The following is a 22699-nucleotide window of genomic DNA, read 5'->3' as shown; positions in this document are numbered from 1 at the left end:
GCATGAGCAAATTTTGGATTATTCCTGCGGTAGCGGTTGCTGCAATCGTAGCTGGCATCATTTACACGTCGACCGCTACGCAAAGCCCAGTGGGGTCCAAAACAACTGTATTCGCCGATGGTACGACCATCTCGGATCTGCGTTTCGACTCAACCGATTCGTTGGATAAGCATAAAGTTGCTGTGATGAAGGTGGCACGCGGCAAGGAAAGCGGTCTGTCGTTTGCGGTTCACTTGAATGATGACAAGCAAACTATCGCGGAAAATGTGGGTGATTTTGAGTTAGCTAAATTTTGTACGGGAACCGACGTATTGACTTGTTCCATTCCGCTCTCCCTGAGTGGTTTCGAGCACTCCAAATCGCTGGGCGTTGTCGCCTACAGTACGCCAGGCGTTCAATTGGTAGTGAAGGAAGGCCGTTCGGACTGGGATGGTCATCGCGCTATCTTCCCAACGAACTGAGATAGGGCTTGCTCGGTATACCAGGCCTGAGCACTCTACAGGAGCTGCAAATTCGTCTATTTTGAAGCACTGGTCCCAGTTTCTTTGCTGCTTAGGCCGCGATTAGAAGTGATGAGGCGGATACTGATCCGCCTCGGAACTGTTCGCGGGTAGCGATTCATTACCGCCGCCTTGATTCATCGGGTAGATGTTTCAGGTCCAAAGCAGGCGGCAATCGCTGTATTGATTCGCCCGAACTTTTATAGATCAGCTGCGATCAAGCCTGTGGAGGCTAGCTTTTTTCTTCCTTGCGTTGTCCAGCTTCCCCACCCACAACACCAACCACAACGCCCCCGCAATCAGCAGGCCGCCATATAGATGGGCCATCGACAACGGCTCATCGAGTAGCAACGCGCCCCACAACACGCCAAACGGCGGAATCATAAACGTCACGGTCATCGACTTGACCGGCCCAATGGATGACAGCAAGTGGAAGTACAGGATGTAGGCAAACGCCGTGCAAACCAGTCCCAACCCCAGCAGTGACGCCCACACCTGCCAGCCGCCCCAACTTGCTGGAGGGTGGGTGATGGCGCTGTAGGCAAAGAACGGCAGCAAAAACAGGCTAGCGCCCAGCATGCTGCCCAGCGCCGCGAGTCGGCTGTCCAGGCCGCCACGTTGATCGAGCCAGCGCCGTGCGAGGAAGCCGGCAAAGCCATAGCAGGTGGTGGCCAACAGGCAGGCTAATGCGCCCATCAATAATTCCAGATCAAACGCCACCGGCCCCGCGCGCGTCAGCACGCCTACGCCAAACAAGCCCAGGCTGACCCCGGCGATTTTCGACGGCGTCAGGCGTTCACTGAAGAACAGCCCGCCAATCAACACACCCATCAACGGCGTGGTGGCATTGAAGATCGCCGAATAACCCGCCGGTAACACTTGGGCCGCCACCGAGTACATGGTCGCGGGAATCCCGGAGTTGATCACGCCCAGCAGCAGGACGGTCTTGAATTTGCCCTGGAAGTCCCAGTTCACGCGCATCAACGTGAGGATCACCAGCAAGCCCGCCGCTGCAATCGAGACGCGAAAAAACGCCGTCGGCACCGTGCCGATTTCCGGCGCGATGATGCGCATGAACAGGAAGCTCGCGCCCCAAATGGCAGCCAGCCCCAACAGGTACAGGGTGTCGACAGGTCTCACGGAACACTCCTACATCAATAAGGCGGCGAGTGTTGCCTAGAGGCATGCCTGACACAATCGCTAATTACAGGGCAAACCGCGTGACCAGGCCATTGAGGTCCACTGCCAGGCGTGACAGCTCCTGGCTGGCCGCCGAGGTCTGGGTGGCACCGGCGGCGGTCTGGGTGGACAGGTCGCGAATGTTCACCAGGCTGCGGTCGACGTCACGGGCGACCAGCGCTTGTTGTTCGGCGGCGCTGGCAATGACCAGGTTGCGTTCGCTGATCTGCGAAATGGCGGCGGTGATTTTTTCCAGGGCGCTGCCGGCGCTATTGGCCCGTTGCAGGGTCTGGCCGGCGTGTTCAGCGCTGCTGTTGAGCGCGTCGACGGTGCCCTGGGTGCCTTGCTGGATGCCGTTGATCATCTGCTCGATTTCTTCGGTGGAATCCTGTGTGCGCTGCGCCAGGGAGCGCACCTCGTCGGCGACCACCGCAAAACCACGCCCGGCCTCGCCTGCGCGGGCAGCTTCGATGGCGGCGTTGAGCGCCAGCAGGTTGGTTTGCCCGGCGATGCCGCGAATCACTTCCAGCACTTTGCTGATGTCCTGGGCCTGGACCGCGAGGCCCTCGGCCTTGTTCGATGCACCGAGCACTTCGTCGACCAGGTTCTGGATCGCGCTGATGGTTTCGCTGATCTGGTAGTGGCCGTGCTTGCTGTCTTCGTCGGACGCCTTGGACGCCTCGGCGCTGGACACCGCATTGTTCGCCACTTCATCCACGGCTGCGCTCATCTCGTTGACGGCGGTCGCGGCCTGTTCGATTTCATCGTTCTGCGCTTGCAGGCCACGGGTGCTCTGTTCCATCACCGAGCTCATCTCTTCGGCGGCAGAGGCCAGTTGCTGCGCCGACTCGCTGATACCGCGAAGGGTGGTTTTAAGCTGGTCCTGCATGGTGGCCAGGGCCGTCAGCAATTGCGCCGGCTCGTCGCTGCCCTTCACTACAATCGGCCGGCTCAGGTCGCCACCGGCAATGGTGCGCGCCACAGCCAGCGCCTGGCCGAGCGGTGCCGTGATGCTGCGGGTCAGTAGCCAGGCCAGTAATAAGGTCGCAATCAATGCGCACACGATGATCAGGCCAACCACCCATTGCGCGCTGGCGTACATCTGCGCTGCCGAGTCGGCCGCGGCTTCCACGCCTTTCTGGTTGAAAGTGATCATGTCCTCCAGGCTTTTATTGAGGACGGTGCCCTGGGGACCGAGGCGGGTGGTGAGCAGGTCAATGGCGTCTTGCTGCTGGTCCTTGTCGACCTGTTCAACCATCTGGCTGACGATGCTGTTGTAGGTGTTCACGTTAACGTTGAGCTGCTTGAGCATCGCCCGTTCTTCATCACCGCTGAGCAGGCTTTCGTGGTGTTCAAGCAGGGTTTTGAGTTCGTTGCGTTGGCTGGCGATCAGGCTTTTGCTGTTGTCGCGGATCCGGGACTCGTCGGTAGTCGCCATGCGCATGGATTCCAGGCGGATGCTGGCAATGCAGGCAGCAGCGTCGTGGATATTCTCGATGCTCGGCATCCACGACTCTTCGATGATCAGCGCGCTTTCACGCAGCTTGGCCATCTGGCCCAGGCCAAACAGACCGACAATCACCAGCATGCTGGCCAAAACCCCGAAACTCAGACTGGCGCGCAGACCGATTCGCATATTCCTCAATGACATCTTGGTGCTCCTTAGGCGATTAGAATCTGTTCCCGGATCGGTCTTCTGACCTTGTTAGGGTGGGAGAGGGCGCGCTATATATCAAAGTGCCATCAAGGTGGTAATCAGGGTTTCCCTTACGGTGTATCAAAGCGGTTACAGGTGTTGTGAATCTGTGACAGCACAGGTTTTTTCCAGCGCCAGCGCCAAGCCACGCGGTTATGGGTCTACAGCGGTGTGCCAGGGGACTTTTCGGTGTATTTACTGACCGCTTGGTCGAGTTGTGAAATTTGAAAATAAATGTACAAGTCACGCGAAGGTGTACAGATACGCCCTGAAAATCATCCTTCTCCTGCCTCGTTTCACTGGCTAAGCTCAGGGCTTCCAGATGCCCGTTCGAGGTTTCCCGCATGTCGCAATCCGCCCTCGCCATCGCCCGCATGATCCTCGATGGCTTCGACGATTACCGTGAGCACTTTCGCCAGATCACCGACGGCGCCCGCGAACGTTTCGAAAAGGCCCAGTGGCAGCAGGGGCAGGCGGCTTCGGCGGCGCGTATCAACTTGTATGAAGACAAGGTGGCTGAAGTGACGGCGCGCCTGCGGGCCGGCTTCGACGAGGCTGCCTTGCTGGAGATCGACACATGGCCCCTGGTCAAGAGCGCGTATATCGGCCTGATCGACCTGCGCTTTGACGATGAGTTGTCCGAGACCTGGTACAACTCGATCTTCTGCGGCCTGTTCAGCCATGACCTGATCAGTGATGGCTGCATGTTCATCCACACCACACGGCCCAGCCTGCGCCGTGCGCGTGCGGCGCAGACCCGGACCTATAAACCGACGGGCGACCTGGCGTTGACGCTGGCGCAGATCTTCGCCGATTACCGTTTCAGCGAACCCTATGCGGACCTGGCGGCCGACGTGCGCCGGCTCGAAGCCCAACTGCGCGAGAACCTGCCGGACTGGGTATGCAAAGACCCGGACCTCAACGTCGAGCTGTTTTCCTCGGTGCTCTACCGTAATAAAGGCGCCTACCTCGTAGGGCGCATCTATACCCGCGACGAACAATGGCCGCTGGTTATTCCCCTGCTGCACCGCGAAGGGCGCGGCATCCAGATCGACGCGCTGATCACGGACGAAGCCGATGTGTCGATCATCTTCTCTTTCACCCGTTCCTATTTCATGGTCGACGTGCCGGTGCCGGCGGAATTCATCGGCTTTCTCAAGCGCATCCTGCCCGGCAAGCACATCGCCGAGTTGTACACCTCCATCGGGTTCTACAAGCATGGCAAGTCGGAGTTCTACCGCGCGCTGATCAACCACCTGGCCACCACCGATGATCAATTCATCATGGCACCCGGCGTGCGCGGCATGGTCATGAGTGTGTTTACGCTGCCGGGCTTCAACACCGTGTTCAAGATCATCAAGGACCGTTTTTCACCGTCGAAAAACGTCAATCGCGCCACGGTGATCGAGAAGTATCGCCTGGTAAAAAGCGTCGACCGGGTTGGGCGTATGGCCGACACCCAGGAGTTCGCCGACTTCCGTTTCCCCCTGAGCAAGTTCGAGCCCGAGTGCCTGGCCGAGCTGCTTGAAGTCGCTGCCGGTACGGTGGAAGTGGAGGGCGACAGCGTGCTCATCCGCCACTGCTGGACCGAACGGCGCATGACCCCGCTCAACCTTTACCTCGACAACGCCAACGCCGCCCAGGTGCGCGAAGCCCTTGAGGACTATGGCCTGGCCATCAAGCAACTGGCGGCGGCGAACATATTCCCCGGCGACATGCTGCTGAAGAACTTCGGCGTTACCCGACACGGTCGCGTGGTGTTCTACGACTACGACGAAATCTGCTTCCTCACCGAGGCCAACTTTCGGCATATCCCCGCACCGCGTACCCCCGAGGATGAAATGGCCTCGGAGCCCTGGTACTCCATCGGCCCACTGGACGTGTTCCCCGAGGAATTCCCGCCCTTTCTGTTTGCCGACGCCAGCCAGCGCAAGCTGTTCAATGAGCTGCATGGCGAGTTGTACAACGCCGATTATTGGAAAGGCCTGCAGGAGGCGATTCGCGCCGGCAAGGTCATCGACGTGTTCCCGTACCGCAGAAAAGAGCAGCTGTAAGCCTCAAGCGGCAAGCCACAAGTAAGCGGTTTTGCTTCTACTTGCCGCTTGAAGCTTGACGCTAATAGCTGCTTTTCTGCCACACTTGCCGGCCGTGCATAAATAGACGACCTGCAAAGTACCTGATGACTGACCAAGCGCCCGCTATCGACCAACTGCTGAAAAACCTCGATCACGCCATGCTCGCCGACCGCCACCGCTTGCGGCGCCAGTTGCTCGAGCTGCGCAAGAAACCCGATGAGGAGAAGCTGGCGCAATGGGTTACGCGCATGCAGGCGTCCTGCGCCCAGGTGACGGCGCGGCGTGCCAGCCTGCCGGTGATTCGTTATGACGACAGCCTGCCGATTGCCGCCAAGCGCGACGAGATCAAAGAGGCACTCCTCAAGCATCAGGTGCTCATTATTGCGGGCGAAACCGGCTCGGGTAAGACCACCCAGTTGCCGAAGATCTGCCTGGAAATCGGTCGGGGCCAGTACGGTTTAATCGGCCATACCCAGCCGCGCCGAATTGCGGCGCGCAGCGTCGCCAGCCGTGTCGCTGAAGAACTGGCGACGCCGCTGGGCGCGCTGGTTGGCTATCAGGTGCGCTTCGAAGACCAGAGTGACTCCAACACCCTGATCAAGCTGATGACCGACGGTATTTTGCTGGCCGAAACCCAGAACGACCGCTACCTGGAACGCTACGACACGATCATCGTCGACGAAGCCCACGAGCGCAGCCTGAACATCGACTTCCTGCTCGGCTACCTGAAAACCCTGCTGCCGCGTCGTCCGGACCTCAAAGTCATTATCACCTCGGCGACCATCGACCTGGAGCGCTTTTCCAAGCACTTCGACGATGCGCCGATTGTCGAGGTCTCGGGCCGCACCTTCCCGGTGGACACCTGGTATCGCCCGCTGACCCTGGAGCAGGACGAGGAGGGCAACCGTGTCGAGGACGATTTGACCGTTGACCAGGCAATCCTCGCCACCCTTGATGAAATTGCCGCCTATGAGCGCAGCGAACGGCGCAGCCCCGGTGATGTGTTGGTGTTTTTGCCGGGTGAGCGCGAGATTCGCGACGCCGCCGACATGCTGCGCAAGGCACAGCTCAAACACACCGAAATTCTGCCGCTGTATGCGCGGCTGTCACCGGCCGAACAGCAGCGTATTTTCCAGTCCCACCCGGGTCGGCGCGTAGTGCTGGCGACCAACGTGGCGGAAACCTCGCTGACCGTGCCGGGCATTCGTTATGTGATCGACAGCGGCACCGCGCGTATCAGTCGCTACAGCTATCGCGCCAAAGTGCAGCGCCTGCCGATCGAAGCGATTTCCCAGGCCAGCGCCAACCAGCGTAAAGGCCGGTGTGGCCGTGTAGAGCCGGGCATCTGCATCCGCTTGTACAGCGAAGAGGATTTTATTGGGCGCCCGGAATTTACCGACCCGGAAATTTTGCGTACCAACCTTGCTGCCGTCATCCTGCAGATGCTGCACCTGCGCCTTGGCGAAATCACCGACTTCCCGTTTATCGAGCCGCCGGATGGCAAGGCCATCAGCGACGGTTTCAACCTGCTGCAAGAACTCTCGGCGGTAGACCGTAACAGCCAACTGACGCCACTGGGGCGCCAATTGGCGCGTCTGCCGGTGGACCCGCGTATGGGGCGCATGTTGCTCGAAGCTGCCAAGCTCGGCAGCTTGCAGGAAGTGTTGATTGTCGCCAGTGCGATGTCGATCCAGGACCCGCGCGAGCGCCCGCCCGAGCGTCAGCAAGCTGCCGATCAGGCCCACGCACAGTGGAAGGATGTGGATTCCGACTTCGCCGGTTTGGTTAACCTGTGGCGTGGTTTTGAAGAACAGCGCCAGGCACTCACCGCCAGCCCGTTGCGTAACTGGTGCCGCAAGAACTTCCTGAATTACCTGCGGCTGCGCGAGTGGCGCGATTCTCATCGCCAGCTCAGCCTGATTTGCCGCGATATGCAGCTGACCGTTAACAAAGAGCCGGCGGACTTTGCGAAACTGCACAAAGCCGTGCTGTCCGGTCTGTTGAGCCAAATTGGCCAGAAGACCGAAGACGGCGATTACCTCGGCGCGCGTCAGCGGCGCTTCTGGATTCACCCGTCCTCGGGCATCGGCAAAAAACGCCCGCAATGGCTGATGACCGCTGAACTGGTGGAAACCACCAAGCTGTATGCGCGCATGGTGGCGAAAATTGATGCGGACTGGATCGAGCCCCTGGCCGGGCACCTGATCAAGAAAAACCACTTCGAACCGCACTGGGAGAAGAAGCGCGGCCAGGTCGTGGCGTTTGAGCAGATCACCCTGTTCGGGTTGATTGTGGTCGGGCGGCGGCCGGTGCATTACGGGCCGATTGACCCGGTGGTGTCGCGCGAGCTGTTTATCCGCGAAGGTCTGGTGCGGGGCGAGATTCAATCCCGGGCCAAGTGCCTGACCGCGAACCAGCAACTGCTGGAGCAGCTTGATGAACTGGAGGCCAAGGCGCGGCGTCGTGACATTCTGGCAGACGAAGAAACCCTCTACGCCTTCTACGACGCGCGGCTGCCGGCGGAGATCCACCAGACGGCCACCTTCGACAGCTGGTACAAGGTCAACAGTCAGAAAGACCCGCAATTGCTGATCATGCGCGAGGAAGACGTGCTGGCCCGCGAGGCCAGTGAAGTCACCGCCGCGCATTACCCGGACACCCTTCACCTGGGCGACTTGGCCCTGGCCCTGAGCTATCACTTTGAACCCAACCACCCGCGCGACGGTGTGACGCTGCGCGTGCCGGCACCGCTGCTGCCGGCGCTGCCGCCGGAGCGCCTGGACTGGCTGGTGCCGGGGGTGATCGAAGCCAAGTGCATCGCGCTGGTGCGCAACTTGCCCAAGGCGCTGCGCAAAAACTTTGTGCCAGTGCCGGATTTCGTCAAGGCGGCGCTGCAACGTATCGAATTTGGCCAGGGTTCACTGCCCCAGGCGCTCGGGCGCGAATTGCTGCGCATGACGGGCGCACGGGTCAGCGATGAAGCCTGGGCCGAAGCGGCGCAGCAGGTGGAAAACCACCTGAAGATGAACCTGGAAGTGGTCGACGGCCAGGGCAAGTTCCTCGGCGAAGGCCGCGACTTGGCCGAGCTGACTGCACGCTTTGCCGAGGCCAGCCAGGCTGCCTTGGCCGTGCCGCAAACCGCGAAAAGCCAACAGCCGGTTGAGGCCAAGGTGTTCGCGGCGGTGGCTGAGAAGACCCAGCAAAAGATCGCCGGCCTGTCGATGACGGTCTACCCGGCGCTGGTCGAAGAGAACGCTACGGTCAAGGAAGGGCGCTTTTCGACGGCCGCCGAAGCCGAGTTCCAGCACCGCCGCGCCTTGCAACGCCTGCTGATGCAACAACTGGCGGAACCGGCCAAGTTCCTGCGTGGCAAATTGCCCGGGCTGACCGAGTTGGGCCTCATGTACCGCGAGTTGGGGCGCATTGACGCGTTGGTGGAAGACATTTTGTTGGCCAGCCTCGACACCTGCGTACTGGACGGCGAAGCCAGCCTGCCGCGAGACGGCGCGGGCCTGGCCGCCCTGGCCGAGCGCAAGCGTGGCAGCTGGACCGAACACGCCGAGCGCCTGGCCCGCCTGACCCTGGAGGTGCTGAAACTGTGGCACGGCTTGCAGAAGCGTTTCAAAGGCAAGATCGACCTGGCCCAGGCTGTGGCGTTGAACGATATCAAGCAACAGCTCAGCAACCTGGTTTATCCCGGTTTTGTCCGGGAAACGCCGGCGCAGTGGTTCAAGGAGTTACCGCGTTTCCTCAAGGCCATCGAGCTGCGCCTGGAGAAGTTGCCAAGCCAGGTGCAAAAAGATCGCGTTTGGAGCTCTGAGCTGGGCGGCCTGTGGGCGCAGTACCAGAACCGCCTGAACAAACACGCCCAGGAAGGCAAGCGCGACCCCCAGCTGGCACTCTATCGCTGGTGGTTGGAGGAATATCGGGTGTCGTTGTTTGCCCAGCAGTTGGGCACCAAAGTGCCGATTTCCGACAAGCGTTTGAGCAAGCAATGGAGCCTGGTGGAAGCTTGACGTGGTTCTTGGCTAACCGGACACACCCCATCCAATGTGGGCGCTGGCTTGCCCGCGATGCTGACACCACCGTGTCTGATTGATATCGGGTCGATGCCATTGCAGGCAAGCCAGTTCCTACAGATGAATCGGGGGTTTATCCGGCAAATGGCGCCAAATCCCCAGGGTTGTGGCAAACTTCGCGGTTATAAATGCCGGGATCGTCGTAATGGGCTGGTGCGCAGCCGCGGCGCGATGGAATAAAGCGTTGCCAGTTTGATGCCCGCTGGACGGGATCGAACGACTTAAAGTTTGGTACGACGGTACCAATATCTTCTGCCTGACAGATTTAGAGGAACGACCGTGCATAACGTCGTCATCAGCGGCACTGGCCTGTACACCCCGGCCAACAGCATCTCCAACGAAGAGCTGGTGCAGTCTTTCAACGCCTACGTGCAGCAGTTCAACAGCGACAACGCTGCCGCCATCGAGCGCGGTGACGTGCAGGCGCTGACCGAGTCCAGTGCGGCCTTTATCGAAAAGGCGTCCGGCATCAAGAGCCGTTTTGTCATGGACAAGGACGGTATCCTCGACCCGCAGCGCATGGCGCCGCGCCTGCCCGAGCGCAGCAATGACGAGTGGTCGGTACTCTGCCAGATGGCCATCGGTGCTGCCGAGCAAGCCCTGCAGCGCGCCGGCAAGACGGCTGCCGACATCGACGGCGTAATCGTTGCCTGCTCCAACCTGCAACGCGCTTATCCGGCCATCGCCATCGAAGTCCAGGAAGCCCTGGGCATCGCGGGGTTTGGTTTTGACATGAACGTGGCCTGCTCCTCGGCCACCTTCGGTATCCAGAACGCCGCCAACAGCATCCAGCTGGGCCAGGCGCGGGCGATCCTGATGGTCAATCCGGAAGTCTGCACCGGTCACCTGAATTTCCGCGACCGCGACAGCCACTTCATCTTTGGTGATGCGGCCACTGCGGTGATCCTCGAGCGCGCCGACCTGGCGACCTCCGAGCATCAGTTCGACGTGGTGAGCACCAAGCTGCTGACCAAGTTCTCCAACAACATCCGCAACAACTTCGGCTTTCTCAACCGCACGGCGGAAGAGGGTGTCGGCGCGCCAGACAAACTGTTCGTGCAGGAAGGCCGCAAAGTCTTCCGAGATGTCTGCCCGATGGTCGCCGAACTGATCGCTGTGCACCTTGAAGAAAACCAGTTGAATGTCTCCGACGTGAAGCGGTTCTGGCTGCACCAGGCCAACCTGAGCATGAACCACCTGATCGTAAAAAAACTGCTGGGCCGTGAAGCCTCGGTGGAAGAGGCGCCGGTGATTCTCGACACCTACGCCAACACCAGTTCGGCCGGTTCGGTGATTGCGTTCCACACCTACCAGGATGACTTGCCCAAAGGCTCCGTGTCAGTGCTCAGTTCGTTTGGTGCGGGCTATTCGATCGGCAGCGTGATCCTGCGCAAGCGCTAAACGTGGTCAATGTGGCATCGGGTTTGCCACACTGATTGGGTTTGCACTTTGAAATAGAGGTTCCAATGGCGGCAGCGGACGACGCGCACCTGCTTGAACGGCTGCTCAAAGGCGAGCAGCGGGCCTATAAAGAATTGGTCACGACCTACCAGAGCGCCATGCGCGCGGTGGCCTATGCGATTGTCGGCCAGCGTCACGCCGACGAAGTCGTGCAGGACGCCTGGCTGTCGGTGGTGCGCAACCTGGCCAAGTTCGAAGGGCGCTCCAGCCTCAAGACCTGGCTGCTGACCATCACGGCCAACTCGGCCAAGGGCCGCTATAAACAAAATCGACGGGAAGTATTGCTCGACGATTTGCCCTCACCCCATGGCACCATCGGTGACGATCGCTTCGTCCCCGACGACGGGCACTGGGCTGTCGCCCCCTACGCCTGGCACCAGGACACTCCGGAAGCCCTGCTGACCGAGGATGAGCTGCGCAAATGCCTGGAGCATACGTTGCTGAGTTTGTCGGAGTTGCAAAGCAGCGTGCTGGTGCTGCGTGAGCGCCAAGGTTTGGAGTTGGAGGAGATTTGTAATCTTCTGACGCTCTCGCTCTCCAATGTTCGTGTGCTGTTGCATCGAGCACGGCTTAAAGTCTTCGCCACGGTGGAGCATTTTGAGGAAACGGGCGAATGTTGACCTGTAAAGAGCAAGTGGCGCGGTCCAGTGACTATCTCGATGGGCAATTGACCTTTCGTGAGCGTCTGCTGGTGCGTCATCACTTGATGTTCTGCCCTAATTGCCGGCGATTTATCCGCCAGATGCGCCTGATGCAGGCGACGCTGAAAATCATGCCGGAGGCGCCGGTGAAGGATGCTGATGCATTGGCTGAGCAGTTGGCGGCCGAACGCCTGAAAGGGAAGTGAAGCGGCTACAAGTTTTAAGCTACAAGCTGCAAGTGGCGCGCCTCTTCTTGAAGCTTGCCACTTGCCGCTCAACGCTGTTTTTCTAGAACTTGGCTTCAGCATCCAACTGCAGGGTGTTGGTGTTGGCATCACGCTGGGTGCGGCTGGCGTAGTCAGCCTTGGTCAGGAAGTACGTGGCGCCGAGGGCAAAGTTCTTGTCGATGTCGTAGCTGACCTTCATCTTGTGACCGCGCGAACCGGTGGTGCCGTTGGCAAAGTCCGAGTCGGTGAAGGCGCCAACCACGGCGTCACGCTGGATATCACGGTAGTTGTAGTCCAGGTTGAAGCCGAACACCTTGGACTTGGCACCGATCAACCACGCGGTGTCCTGATCGGTCACGGCATCGTTGTTTTTCACGTACTGGCCGTAGAACGCCAGGGGCACTGCCAGGCCGCCGATGTCAGCCTGGGCGAAACCTTCATACAGGCGGAATTGGTTGTCGGCCGAGTTGCCGTTGACTGCCAGTGCGCAAGGCGTAGTGGTCGTCGTGCACCGGCTGTCCTTGTCGTTCTGGTAGGCGTAGACACTGCCACCCAGGGTCATTTTCAGGTTGTCGGTGACCGAGAAACGCGTCCCCAACTGGCCGGATGTCAGGCGCAGGTCGTGGCGAAATTGCACGCCGTCGCCGTCGACGTTGTCCTTGAGGTTGTAGTTACCCAGGCTGCCGAACAGCTCTGCGCTGCTGCCCAATGGGTATTTGTAGGTAAGGGCCAGGCCTTCCGGGTTGATGTCGCTGTCCCAGATCACATCGCCCATGTTCACCCACGGCTGCAGCATCTTGCCGCCGATCACGTGCAGGTTCTTGATCTGATCCGGGTGGTAGTCGATGTAGCCCAGGTCCAGCCAGATCGACTTCTTGTCGAAGTAGTTGTCCTGGTCCTGGTTGGTGGACCGCGCGTCGTCGCTGCTGCCGGTGGCAATGCGAATGCCGGTGTCCACTTGCGAGTTGACTTCGGTGTACGCGCCCAGGCGGGCACGGATGCGCTGGCGGTCCTTGTCACGGCCACCGTTGTTGGATTCGCCCTGAATCTTCACGGTTTCCTGACGGAAGCGCACGTCACCCTTGAGTTGGGTGCGGGCGGCCCACGCCAGCTTCTGGTCGAACACGCTCAGGTCGTTGGTTTTTTTCGCGGTGGCCGCGATCTGTTCGTTGGTCTCTTGTTGAGCTTGCTGTGCGATCTGCTTTTCCTTCTGGTCTTTGGCCAATTCCGCTTGCAGTTCGGTGTACTGCGCAGCGGTGATCTGGCCGTTGGCCTTGAGCATGTCGAGCAATTTAGCGTCGACTGCAGCGCTGACCGGAACGCTGAGGGCCAGCAACAGGCCGCCACACAGGACCGCCGCAGTTTTAGTGGAAGCAAGACGCATATCAATCTCCGAAAGTGAGGAGGGATGGCAAACCATCCAGGACACAACCGACCGATGACGGACGGAAAATAGCCGCCTGCTAGAACCAGGCGCTCTAAAAAACAGGCGTCAGTATCGCGATCACTCATGACGAGACAGTGGCTAAGTGATGTCACACAGATGACAAATTATTTAATAACGGAACCAATTGTTTCTGGGTTTGTCTGGCGTGGTTCGAGGTGTGCCCAGCGCTGTGATAGGCGATACTCGCGAAGCTTTCACGCCAACAAACAGTGAGGATGCCGATGCCGTTGCAACGCCTGGACAACCTGTCCGAAATCGCCCCCCATGTTTGGGATGCCCTGGTGCCGCAGGCGCAGCCCTTTGTGCGGCATGCATTCCTGAGTGCCCTGGAAGACAGCGCCAGCCTCGGCCCGCAATCGGGCTGGCAACCTGAGCATCTGCTGCATTGGGAGGGCGATCACCTGGTGGCGGCACTGCCTAGTTATCGCAAGTGGCATTCCTACGGCGAATACGTGTTCGATCACGGTTGGGCGGATGCCTGTGAGCGCGCGGGCATTGATTACTACCCCAAGTTGCTGACGGCGGTGCCGTTCAGTCCGGTCAGCGGGCCGCGCTTGCTGGCGAGGAACGTCGAGGACGGTTTTGAACTGCTCAACAGCCTGCCGGGCTACCTGGAAATCGAAGGGCTTTCCAGCGCCCACATCAATTTCACCGACCCGCTGGCCGACGATGCGTTGTCGCAACAACCGGGCTGGTTGCAACGTTTGGGCTGCCAGTTTCATTGGCAAAATCGGGGCTACCGCGACTTTCAGGACTTCCTTGACGCTTTGAGTTCGCGCAAGCGCAAACAGATGCGCAAAGAACGCGAGCAAGTGGCGGGGCAGGGCATCGACTTCGAATGGCTGCAAGGCCATGAACTGAGCGAAGCGCAGTGGGATTTTGTCTACGCCTGCTACGCCAACACCTACGCGGTGCGCCGCCAATCGCCCTACTTGACTCGTGCATTTTTCAGCCTGCTGGCCGAGCGTATGCCCGAGGCGATTCGCGTGGTGCTGGCCAAACAAGGGTCACGCCCGGTGGCCATGGCATTCAGCCTGATCGGTGGCGACAGCTTTTACGGACGTTATTGGGGCTGCCTGGCGGAGTTCGACCGCCTGCATTTCGAAACCTGCTTCTACCAGGGTATGGATTACGCCATCGCCGAAGGCCTGCAACGCTTCGACGCGGGCGCCCAGGGCGAGCATAAGTTGATTCGCGGGTTTGAGCCGGTGATTACGCGCTCATGGCACTACCTGCGCCATCCGGGTTTGAAGAGTGCTGTCGAGGATTTTCTGGAGCGCGAGCGCGTGGGGATTCTGGCGTATGCCGAAGAGGCGAGGGCAGCCCTGCCTTATCGGCAGGGCTGAATTCGTGCAGAAGGGGCTTGGCTGAGCCCCAACGCATTAATCGATGCCGACAAACCCGCCAGTCTGGTGCTGCCACAACCTGGCATACAGCCCACCATGGGCGAGCAGCTCGGCATGGCTGCCCGTCTCGGCGATCTGGCCTTTCTCCAGCACGACCAGCCTGTCCATCCGTGCAATGGTCGACAGCCGGTGCGCAATTGCAATCACCGTCTTGCCCTGCATCAGGGTCTCCAGGCTTTCCTGGATCGCCGCTTCCACTTCCGAGTCCAGCGCCGAAGTGGCTTCATCCATGATCAGAATCGGCGCGTCCTTGAGCAGTACCCGTGCGATGGCGATGCGCTGGCGTTGCCCGCCGGAAAGCTTCACGCCGCGCTCACCCACGTGGGCATCCAGGCCGTTGCGGCCTTCGGCGTCCGACAGCAGCGGGATGAATTCATCGGCGCGGGCCTTGCGGATGGCGGCAGTGAGTTCCTCGTCGGTGGCATCCGGCTTGCCGTACAGCAAGTTGTCACGGATCGAGCGGTGCAGCAGCGAGGTGTCCTGGGTGATCATGCCGATCTGTGCGCGCAGGCTTTCCTGGGCGACTTCGGCGATGTTCTGACCGTCGATCAGGATACGCCCGCCTTGCAGGTCGTACAGGCGCAGCAGCAGGTTGACCAGCGTCGACTTGCCTGCACCGGACGGGCCGATCAAGCCGATTTTTTCCCCGGCCTTGATGTTCAGGTTCAGGCCACCAATGATCCCGCTCTTCTTGCCGTAGTGGAAATCCACCTGCTCAAAACGCACTTCGCCATGCGGCACGTTCAGGCGGGGGGCATTCTCGCGGTCGGTCACCGCCAGCGGTGCCGCGATGGTTTTAAGACCGTCTTGCACCATGCCGATGTTTTCGAAGATGCCGTTGACCACCCACATGATCCAACCGGACATGTTGACGATACGAATCACCAGGCCGGTGGCCAGGGCAATCGCGCCGACGGAGATCAGTGACTGCGTCCACAGCCACAAGGCCAGGCCGGTGGTGGTGACAATCAGCAGGCCGTTCAAGATGGCGATCGTCACGTCCATGCTGGTGAGCACGCGTGCGGCCAGTTGGGTTTTTTCGGTTTGCTCGATGATCGCTTCCTTGGCGTATTCCTGCTCATTCTGCGTATGGGCGAACAGCTTCAAGGTCGTGATGTTGGTGTAGCCATCGACAATACGGCCCATCAACTTCGATCGCGCCTCGGAGGAAATCACCGAGCGTTCCTTCACGCGGGGCACGAAGTAGCGCAGTGCAACGCTGTAACAAATAATCCAGCTGATCAGCGGGATCATCAGCCGCCAGTCGGCCTCGGCAAACAATACGAGCGAACTGATCGCATAGATCGACACGTGCCAGATGGCTTCCGCCGTCGCCACCGACGAGTCACGCAACGAGTTGCCGGTTTGCATGATGCGCTGGGCGATGCGCCCGGCGAAATCGTTCTGGAAGAAATTCAGGCTCTGCTTGAGCACGTAGCTGTGGTTTTGCCAGCGAATCAGGCTGGTCATGCCGGGGTTGATGGTCTGGTGCACCAGCAAGTCATGCAGGCCGTTGAAGATCGGGCGTAGCAACAGGGCGACCACGGCCATCCAGATCAGCTCGGTGCTGTGGATCTGGAAGAAGTTGGCAGGCGGCGTGCCCTGGGCCAAGTCGATGATGCGGCTTAGGTAGCTGAACAATGCCACTTCGATCAGCGCGCCGATCAGGCCCACCACCAGCAAGGCGGCAAAGCTTGGCCACACCTGGCGCAGGTAGTAGAGGTAGAAGGGCAGGACTTTGTCGGGAGGGGCGGCGCTGGGGGCGTCGCGGAAGATATCGATCAGTTGTTCAAAGCGACGATAGAGCATTAGGTTGACGCCCGCCTGGCGGGCTCTCCTGTTCAAATGCGCGCGGTGCCTTGTGAGCACCGCACGGAACTACCTGCAGACCTCAGTCGATGCGTTTGGCCGACTTGATCAAAACAGGATCGATAGGCACGTTTTGCATGCCCTGCTTGGTGGTGGTCTGCGAGTTGACGATGACGTCTACCACGTCCATGCCTTTGACGACTTTGGCGAACACGGCATAACCGGCGTCACGGCCCGGGTCGAGGAACGCATTGTCGGCCACGTTGATGAAGAACTGGCTGGTGGCCGAGTTCGGGTCATTGGTGCGCGCCATGGACAAAGTGCCCCGCACGTTATGCAAGCCGTTGCTGGCTTCGTTCTTGATGGGCGCTTTGGTCTCCTTCTGCGACATCTGCGCGGTGAACCCGCCGCCCTGGACCATGAAGCCCGGGATTACCCGGTGGAAGATCGTGTTGGTGTAGAAACCGCTGTCGACGTAGGCCAGAAAGTTCTTGGTGCTGATTGGCGCCTTGACCGGGTCCAGTTCGATTTCAATGTCGCCATTGGTGGTGGTGATCAGTACGTGCTGGGCCTTGGCGGGCTCGGCAGCCATCAGGTTGGCCGCGAACAGTACGGAGCCGGCAAAGAAGGCGATTTTTTTCAGCATGGGTCAGTGATCCTGGGTAGTGGTTTCGACTGTCTTTAGAAAATCGAGCAAGGTAGCGTTAAAGACATCGGGTTGATCCAAGGGCGTGGCATGGCGGGAATCCTCGATCACCACCAGCCGCGCATCGGGCAGCAGTTTTACATAGATTTCTTTCTGCGCCACGGGGGTGTAATCGTGGTCGGCGCTGATGACCAGGGTTGGACAGGTAATTCTGGAAAGTTGTTCCTGCACGCCCCAGCCCACAATTGCGTCGAAGCTGGCGAGATAAGCACGTTTGTCGTTCTTTGCCCAGCGCTCGGCCATCTTGCGACGCAGGTCGTGTTGGTCCGGCTTGGGGAATAATCGGTCGCCCAACGCCTTGCCGATGGTCGCCAGGCTAAGCAATCGCGCCAGGCTCCAGCGCTTGGCCCATTGCCAATAGTCATCGGCACTGCGCACTTTGACTTCGGGCGCGCTGTTGACGATGCACAGGCTCTTGACCAGACGGGGTTCATCCACGGCCAACTGAAAGGCAATCATGCCGCCCATGGACAAGCCCACCACATGGGCCGGTGGCAGGTTCAGGTGTTCAGTCAAGGCGATCAGGTCGACGGTGAAGCCTTTGATGCTGTAGCGCTCGCGCGGTTTGTCGGAACGACCGTGACCGCGTACATCCACTACGATCAGGCGGTAATGCCTGGCCAACACTGGAATTTGCAGCTCCCAGTCCAGGCTGCTGGAACCCAGGCCGTGGATCAGAATCAGCGGGGTGCCGTGGCCGTATTCCTCGTAATGCAGGCTGCATCCTTCATGGTCGAACCAGGCCATGTACGAACTCCGTTTCAGGCTTGCTGGGGGGCGGCGAAAGGCGCATCCAGAGGGGCGGTGTCAAAGGTGCGCAGCAACTCCACAAGAATCTGCGTGGCCGGGCCCAGAGGTTTGTCCTTGTTCGCATAGAGGTAGAACGTCGGGTTGCGGCTGCCGCCCTTTTCCAAGGGTAGCTGCTTGAGCAGGCCTTCGTTGAGTTCGCGCTCAATCATGTGCCGGGGCAACCACGCAAAGCCCAAACCGCTGCTGACGAAAGCGGCGGCGGTGGCCAGGCTGCCGACGGTCCAGCGCTGTTCGGCGCCGAGCCAGCCGACATCCCGCGGCTGCTGGCGGCCGGAGTCGCGGATCACCACCTGCATCTGGCTCTCCAGGTCCTGGAAACTCAACTCGCGGTTCAGGCGATGCAGGGAATGCTCGGGGTGGGCCACGGCAATAAACTCCACATCGCTCAATTCCGTGCCCAGGTAGCCCGGGATGATAAAGCTGCTGATGGCCAGGTCGGCCACGCCCTCCATCAATAGCTCTTCAACGCCTGACAGCACTTCTTCGCGCAGGCGAACGCGGCAGCCACGGCTTTGCGGCATAAAGGCGGTGAGGGCGCGCACCAGGCGCGCATTGGGGTAGGCGGCATCCACCACCAGGCGTACTTCGGCTTCCCAGCCTTGTTCCATATGGTGGGCGAGGTCTTCCAGTTGGCTGGCGTTTTTCACCAGTTGTCGGGAGCGCCGTAACAGCACTTCACCGGCTTCAGTGAGTACGGCCTTGCGCCCGTCGATGCGCAGCAGCGGCACGCCGAGCTGGTCTTGCATGCGCGCCACGGTGTAACTCACCGAGGACTGCGAACGGTGCAGCGCTTCAGCCGCCTGGGCGAAGCCACCATGGTCGACCACGGCCTGCAGCGTGCGCCATTGATCGAGGGTAACGCGGGGCGCTTTCAAGATGAGCTCCTCTTGTCCTAAGCTGGCAGTCCTTATTGGAGACTGCCGAATGAGAAAATTCTGTTGTGTGCTGCTGGCGCTGCTGCCATTGACCGCGTTTGCCTATACCACTGATGTTTCCAAAGATATTCAGGGGGTAAAGATCGATTACAGCGCGTCCGACATCGACAGCAATATCAGTTCGATTCGATTGACCAACTACGGGGCCAACGACGCGGTATGCAAAATGGTCTTCACCAACGGCCCGGAGGCGCCGCGTGCGCGTAAAGTCACGGTCGAAGCGGGAAAAAGCACCAACACCACGGTCAATTTCAGCCGGAGCATTATCAAAATGCGCATCAAGCTGACCTGCGTTCCAAAATAAAGCAGCAGCGGAGCATGCCCACGGCAATACTCCGCTTATAAACAAATTTATAGATTGGTTATAGCAGTTTTTTGCGCTTTTTTATCGAATGAGCCCTGGCTAATCTTTTCTCCATCGCCTTACAGCATTTGCAGATGGAGCCTACCTAGCCATGTCCAACGTTCTGATCATCGAAAGCAGCGCCCGCCAGCAGGATTCAATCTCCCGCCAGCTGACCCAACAGTTCATCAGCCAATGGCAGGATGCTCACCCTGCGGATCAGATCACCGTGCGTGACGTGGCGCTCAACCCCGTGCCGCACCTGGATGCCAACCTGCTCGGCGGCTGGATGAAGCCCGCCGAACAGCGCAGCACTATCGAACAGGCGTCCCTGGACCGCTCCAACGAATTGACCGACGAATTGCTCGCCGCCGACGTGCTGGTAATGGCTGCACCGATGTACAACTTCGCTATCCCCAGCACCCTCAAGGCCTGGCTGGACCACGTGTTGCGTGCCGGTGTGACCTTCAAGTACACCGCCACTGGCCCACAGGGTTTGCTGAACGGCAAGCGCGCCATTGTGCTGACCGCTCGCGGCGGCATCCATACCGGTGCCAGCTCCGATCACCAGGAACCTTACCTGCGCCAGGTCATGGCCTTTATCGGGATTCATGACGTCACTTTCATTCATGCCGAAGGGGTGAACTTGAGCGGTGACTTCCAGGAAAAAGGCATTAACCACGCCAAAGCGCTGCTGGCGCAACTCGTGGCATGAGCCGAGTAAACGTTTAATCGTCACATAATCGCGGGGTGTTTATATCGCTTCACGCAAACCCTTCAAGTACGCGTATCGAACCTCCCTTTGCACTTGTTGCTCCTGAGTGCTCCTACCCGACTGCCGCTATAGCGAGGTCGGGTTTTTTTTGCCCCGAGTTCCGTCAAACACCGAAAACCCTTAAAGTCGCGCCCATTCGAAACGAGGCGCGCATGGGCTATCTACTGGTTGTCACCCTGATTCAGGCATTTTCCTTCAGCTTGATCGGCGAATACCTCGCCGGTCATGTCGACAGCTACTTCGCCGTGCTGGTGCGCGTGGTGCTGGCCGGGTTGGTGTTTATCCCGCTGACCCGCTGGCGTTCGGTAGAACCCAGGTTCATGCGCGGCATGCTGGTGATTGGCGCGCTGCAGTTCGGCGTGACCTATGTGTGCCTGTACCTGAGCTTTCGCGTGCTCACGGTGCCGGAGGTGTTGCTGTTCACCATCCTCACGCCATTGCACGTGACGCTGATTGAAGATGCCCTCAATCGACGCTTCAATCCTTGGGCGCTGGTCGCTGCACTGGTGGCGGTGGGCGGCGCGGCCGTGATCCGTTTCGACCAGATCACCCCGCACTTCCTTGGCGGCTTCTTGCTGCTGCAACTGGCCAACTTCACCTACGCGGCCGGGCAGGTGATGTACAAGCATCTGGTGGCGCGTTATCCGAGTGATTTGCCGCATTATCGGCGGTTTGGCTACTTCTACCTCGGCGCATTGATCGTGGTGTTGCCGGCATTCCTGCTGTTCGGCAAAGCCGACTTCCTGCCGCAAGCGCCACTGCAATGGGGCGTGCTGGTGTTCCTCGGGTTGGTCAGCACCGCGCTGGGTATGTACTGGTGGAACAAGGGCGCTTGCCTGGTCAATGGTGGCACCCTGGCGGTGATGAACAACCTGCATGTGCCGGTGGGGCTGTTGCTGAACCTGCTGATCTGGAACCAGCACGAGCCGCTGGGTCGCTTGGCGCTGGGTGGCTTGGTGATTCTGGGGGCGGTGTGGATCAGTCGGTTGGGTGTACGCAAGGAAGCGATCCACCGCTGACCGCCTGTGGGAGCGGGCAATCCCGCTCCCACAGGAGAAGGGTGGCGTTATACAGCGCTGCGTTCGAGTGCGGGCAAATGACTGGCCCCCAACACCGCGGGCAAAACACCTGCGCGTAAATCATTGCCGCTCGGCTGCTGATACACGCTCAAGCCGAACTCCGGCAACACCGCCAGCAGATAATCAAAAATATCCCCCTGGATACGCTCGTAATCCGCCCACGCCGTGGTGCGGGTGAAGCAGTAGATTTCCAGCGGCACGCCCTGGGCGGTGGTTTGCATCTGGCGCACCATGCAGGTCATGTTCGGCTGGATGTCCGGGTGGCTTTTCAGATACGCCAGGGCATACGCGCGGAAAGTGCCGAGGTTAGTCATGCGGCGGCGGTTGGCCGACAGTTGCGCGCTGTTGCCTTGGGCTTCGTTCCAGGCCTTGAGTTCGGCCTGCTTGCGGCTGATGTAGTCAGTGAGCAGGTGCACCTGGGTCATGCGGACTTCTTCATCGTCGCGCAGGAACCGCACGCCGCTGGCGTCGATATACAGGCTGCGCTTGATGCGGCGCCCGCCGGACGCTTGCATGCCGCGCCAGTTCTTGAACGACTCGGACATCAGGCGCCAGGTCGGGATGGAGACGATGGTCTTGTCGAAGTACTGCACGAGTGAGCTAATCCCGTAAATGGACATGCTAAATCCATACGAATCAGCAGCTTGAGATTCTCTGTCCATTGTCCATTTTTCCCCAAGTCGATGGACAGCCCTGCCGTTCCGCAACGCTCGCAGTCCCATAGCCCTCTGCCTCACCAGAGCCTCCACGACCCTTCCTGGTAGGCCCAAAGCTACACAATCGGGTTCCCCTGCACCGCGTAATGAAGATAGTATTGTGCCATTACGTAGGGACACCGGATGCCCAGTACCTTTCGCATGGCGATTGAGAGGGGCGGTAGGAGCTCGGCATGGATCAGCCACGCCACAGAAACGCAGACAGACAATCATCATATCCCGAGGCCGTTAGTTGGGAGTCATCGTCGTGCCTGCGATTTGACGAGCGCCCGCTTGAAAGCCCGAAATCCTGGAAGCCCAATAATTCAAGAACCCAAACGAATTACCCATACGAACAATATCTCAATAACCTAGGTACTCATGCATGAGTGAGCAGGAACAGGGACAGGAAAACGGACAGGAAAACGGACAGGAAAACGGACAGGAACAGAAGCAGGAATACGTTTTTCATCCCGCTGATCTGGTCGAATACGCAATGGATAAGCCCATTGGCGCAGCCCGCGCGGCGATCACAATTGGGCTGGAAGGCGCTGATGTTTACCCTGATATCATCATTGGTGAACTGGTAGGGAACATGGAGTTGAATCAGCGTTTCCTGAAGAAGCTCACGAGCGCTTTGCGGAATAATCCGAGCAAAATTATTGGTGATATGCCAAATCGTATCCTAGCTCTTCAGTTGGAGCGCGACCTCGGATTATGATGTTCTCATATTGTAATTCAGCAATCACAGTACCTTTCCGGGGGTGCTGCTAATGCCAATTGGTGAAAAACCCATCAAGATTCCTCCGGCCCCTGCGTTCGAGCTTACGGCATTA

Annotated in this window: 18 protein-coding genes and 1 pseudogene; 11 read left to right on the top strand and 8 right to left on the bottom strand. The window is 59.4% G+C overall.

Annotation, left to right across the window (positions count from 1 at the left end; genetic code table 11):
- Positions 1-2: 2 nt before the first annotated feature.
- The gene (locus ACI77D_RS15985) at positions 3-461 is read left to right on the top strand and encodes a hypothetical protein (RefSeq protein ID WP_407017011.1); all 459 of its coding nucleotides are present in this window, start codon (positions 3-5) and stop codon (positions 459-461) included.
- Positions 462-707: 246 nt separating this feature from the next.
- On the opposite strand, the gene ACI77D_RS15980 is transcribed toward ACI77D_RS15985, so the two are convergent.
- Both ACI77D_RS15980 and ACI77D_RS15975 read right to left on the bottom strand, forming a co-directional pair.
- Positions 708-1640, bottom strand: coding sequence for a DMT family transporter (locus ACI77D_RS15980; protein ID WP_407017010.1), 933 nt, complete (start codon positions 1638-1640; stop codon positions 708-710).
- A 64-nt stretch (positions 1641-1704) separates the two neighbouring features.
- A complete protein-coding gene (locus ACI77D_RS15975) occupies positions 1705-3267 on the bottom strand; it encodes a methyl-accepting chemotaxis protein (RefSeq protein WP_407017070.1) in 1563 nt (520 codons plus the stop codon).
- Between the two features lie 452 nt (positions 3268-3719).
- On the opposite strand from ACI77D_RS15975, the gene aceK reads away from it, so the two are divergent.
- The 5 genes from aceK (at position 3720) to ACI77D_RS15950 (ending at position 11837) form a co-directional block, all read left to right on the top strand.
- Positions 3720-5429 (top strand): bifunctional isocitrate dehydrogenase kinase/phosphatase, encoded by a 1710-nt coding sequence (gene aceK, locus ACI77D_RS15970; RefSeq protein WP_407017009.1) that lies wholly within the window; start codon positions 3720-3722, stop codon positions 5427-5429.
- Positions 5430-5554: 125 nt separating this feature from the next.
- Entirely contained in the window at positions 5555-9466 is a 3912-nt protein-coding gene (gene hrpA, locus ACI77D_RS15965) for an ATP-dependent RNA helicase HrpA (protein ID WP_407017008.1), read from the top strand.
- 342 nt (positions 9467-9808) lie between these two features.
- On the top strand, positions 9809-10930 hold the full coding sequence (locus tag ACI77D_RS15960; RefSeq protein ID WP_407017007.1) for a beta-ketoacyl-ACP synthase III: 1122 nt from the start codon (positions 9809-9811) through the stop codon (positions 10928-10930).
- A gap of 65 nt (positions 10931-10995) precedes the next feature.
- Positions 10996-11610, top strand: a complete 615-nt coding sequence (locus tag ACI77D_RS15955) for an RNA polymerase sigma factor (RefSeq protein WP_064453547.1) — start codon at positions 10996-10998, stop codon at positions 11608-11610.
- A complete protein-coding gene (locus tag ACI77D_RS15950) occupies positions 11604-11837 on the top strand; it encodes an anti-sigma factor (protein WP_064453546.1) in 234 nt (77 codons plus the stop codon). Before ACI77D_RS15955 ends, ACI77D_RS15950 begins: the two co-directional genes overlap by 7 nt.
- 82 nt (positions 11838-11919) lie before the next feature.
- Here the strand turns inward: ACI77D_RS15950 and ACI77D_RS15945 are convergent, their stop codons facing one another.
- Complete coding sequence (locus tag ACI77D_RS15945; RefSeq protein WP_064453545.1) at positions 11920-13242, bottom strand: putative porin; 1323 nt, start codon at positions 13240-13242, stop codon at positions 11920-11922.
- A gap of 284 nt (positions 13243-13526) precedes the next feature.
- Here ACI77D_RS15945 and ACI77D_RS15940 point away from each other — a divergent pair, with 284 nt between their 5' ends.
- The gene (locus ACI77D_RS15940; RefSeq protein ID WP_407017006.1) at positions 13527-14651 is read left to right on the top strand and encodes a GNAT family N-acetyltransferase; all 1125 of its coding nucleotides are present in this window, start codon (positions 13527-13529) and stop codon (positions 14649-14651) included.
- 36 nt (positions 14652-14687) lie between these two features.
- Here the strand turns inward: ACI77D_RS15940 and ACI77D_RS15935 are convergent, their stop codons facing one another.
- The 4 genes from ACI77D_RS15935 to ACI77D_RS15920 all read right to left on the bottom strand — a co-directional run bounded on the left by ACI77D_RS15935 (position 14688) and on the right by ACI77D_RS15920 (position 18911).
- Positions 14688-16520 carry an ABC transporter ATP-binding protein gene (locus tag ACI77D_RS15935; protein WP_262665858.1) on the bottom strand — a complete coding sequence of 611 codons (1833 nt, stop codon included), beginning with the start codon at positions 16518-16520 and terminating at the stop codon, positions 14688-14690.
- Positions 16521-16602: 82 nt separating this feature from the next.
- Positions 16603-17166 carry a peptidylprolyl isomerase gene (locus ACI77D_RS15930; protein ID WP_128590780.1) on the bottom strand — a complete coding sequence of 188 codons (564 nt, stop codon included), beginning with the start codon at positions 17164-17166 and terminating at the stop codon, positions 16603-16605.
- Positions 17167-17169: 3 nt separating this feature from the next.
- Positions 17170-17973, bottom strand: a complete 804-nt coding sequence (locus ACI77D_RS15925) for an alpha/beta fold hydrolase (protein WP_407017005.1) — start codon at positions 17971-17973, stop codon at positions 17170-17172.
- Positions 17974-17987: 14 nt separating this feature from the next.
- Positions 17988-18911, bottom strand: coding sequence for a LysR family transcriptional regulator (locus ACI77D_RS15920; RefSeq protein ID WP_064453540.1), 924 nt, complete (start codon positions 18909-18911; stop codon positions 17988-17990).
- Between the two features lie 49 nt (positions 18912-18960).
- Between ACI77D_RS15920 and ACI77D_RS15915 the strand changes: the two genes are divergently transcribed.
- The 3 genes from ACI77D_RS15915 (at position 18961) to ACI77D_RS15905 (ending at position 21108) form a co-directional block, all read left to right on the top strand.
- Positions 18961-19275: a hypothetical protein gene (locus ACI77D_RS15915; RefSeq protein ID WP_064453539.1), complete on the top strand. Its 315-nt coding sequence runs from the start codon at positions 18961-18963 to the stop codon at positions 19273-19275.
- Between the two features lie 151 nt (positions 19276-19426).
- Positions 19427-20029, top strand: a complete 603-nt coding sequence (locus ACI77D_RS15910; RefSeq protein WP_262665854.1) for an FMN-dependent NADH-azoreductase — start codon at positions 19427-19429, stop codon at positions 20027-20029.
- Between the two features lie 212 nt (positions 20030-20241).
- Positions 20242-21108 carry a carboxylate/amino acid/amine transporter gene (locus ACI77D_RS15905; protein WP_064453537.1) on the top strand — a complete coding sequence of 289 codons (867 nt, stop codon included), beginning with the start codon at positions 20242-20244 and terminating at the stop codon, positions 21106-21108.
- Between the two features lie 47 nt (positions 21109-21155).
- On the opposite strand, the pseudogene ACI77D_RS15900 reads toward ACI77D_RS15905, so the two are convergent.
- Positions 21156-21761 (bottom strand): annotated as a pseudogene (locus ACI77D_RS15900) (mechanosensitive ion channel family protein); the annotation flags it as partial.
- 487 nt (positions 21762-22248) lie between these two features.
- On the opposite strand from ACI77D_RS15900, the gene ACI77D_RS15895 reads away from it, so the two are divergent.
- Positions 22249-22584, top strand: coding sequence for a hypothetical protein (locus tag ACI77D_RS15895; protein ID WP_407017004.1), 336 nt, complete (start codon positions 22249-22251; stop codon positions 22582-22584).
- Positions 22585-22699: the final 115 nt, after the last annotated feature.

Origin of the sequence: Pseudomonas sp. O39, from assembly GCF_045447295.1 — a bacterium.
Taxonomy (GTDB): domain Bacteria; phylum Pseudomonadota; class Gammaproteobacteria; order Pseudomonadales; family Pseudomonadaceae; genus Aquipseudomonas; species Aquipseudomonas antarctica_A.
The sequence above is the reverse complement of the archived record's forward strand: the minus strand, read 5'-3'. Positions and strand labels throughout refer to the sequence as shown.

Coding starts and splice junctions, on each gene's coding strand:
- ACI77D_RS15975 (WP_407017070.1), bottom strand. CDS start 3,267: ATGCTGGTGATTGTCGGTCTGTTTGGCCTGGGCCAGATGGCCAAGCTG.
- ACI77D_RS15950 (WP_064453546.1), top strand. CDS start 11,604: ATGTTGACCTGTAAAGAGCAAGTGGCGCGGTCCAGTGACTATCTCGAT.
- ACI77D_RS15915 (WP_064453539.1), top strand. CDS start 18,961: ATGAGAAAATTCTGTTGTGTGCTGCTGGCGCTGCTGCCATTGACCGCG.
- hrpA (WP_407017008.1), top strand. CDS start 5,555: ATGACTGACCAAGCGCCCGCTATCGACCAACTGCTGAAAAACCTCGAT.
- ACI77D_RS15895 (WP_407017004.1), top strand. CDS start 22,249: ATGAGTGAGCAGGAACAGGGACAGGAAAACGGACAGGAAAACGGACAG.
- ACI77D_RS15910 (WP_262665854.1), top strand. CDS start 19,427: ATGTCCAACGTTCTGATCATCGAAAGCAGCGCCCGCCAGCAGGATTCA.
- ACI77D_RS15905 (WP_064453537.1), top strand. CDS start 20,242: ATGGGCTATCTACTGGTTGTCACCCTGATTCAGGCATTTTCCTTCAGC.
- ACI77D_RS15985 (WP_407017011.1), top strand. CDS start 3: ATGAGCAAATTTTGGATTATTCCTGCGGTAGCGGTTGCTGCAATCGTA.
- aceK (WP_407017009.1), top strand. CDS start 3,720: ATGTCGCAATCCGCCCTCGCCATCGCCCGCATGATCCTCGATGGCTTC.
- ACI77D_RS15940 (WP_407017006.1), top strand. CDS start 13,527: ATGCCGTTGCAACGCCTGGACAACCTGTCCGAAATCGCCCCCCATGTT.
- ACI77D_RS15935 (WP_262665858.1), bottom strand. CDS start 16,520: ATGCTCTATCGTCGCTTTGAACAACTGATCGATATCTTCCGCGACGCC.
- ACI77D_RS15945 (WP_064453545.1), bottom strand. CDS start 13,242: ATGCGTCTTGCTTCCACTAAAACTGCGGCGGTCCTGTGTGGCGGCCTG.
- ACI77D_RS15925 (WP_407017005.1), bottom strand. CDS start 17,973: ATGGCCTGGTTCGACCATGAAGGATGCAGCCTGCATTACGAGGAATAC.
- ACI77D_RS15930 (WP_128590780.1), bottom strand. CDS start 17,166: ATGCTGAAAAAAATCGCCTTCTTTGCCGGCTCCGTACTGTTCGCGGCC.
- ACI77D_RS15955 (WP_064453547.1), top strand. CDS start 10,996: ATGGCGGCAGCGGACGACGCGCACCTGCTTGAACGGCTGCTCAAAGGC.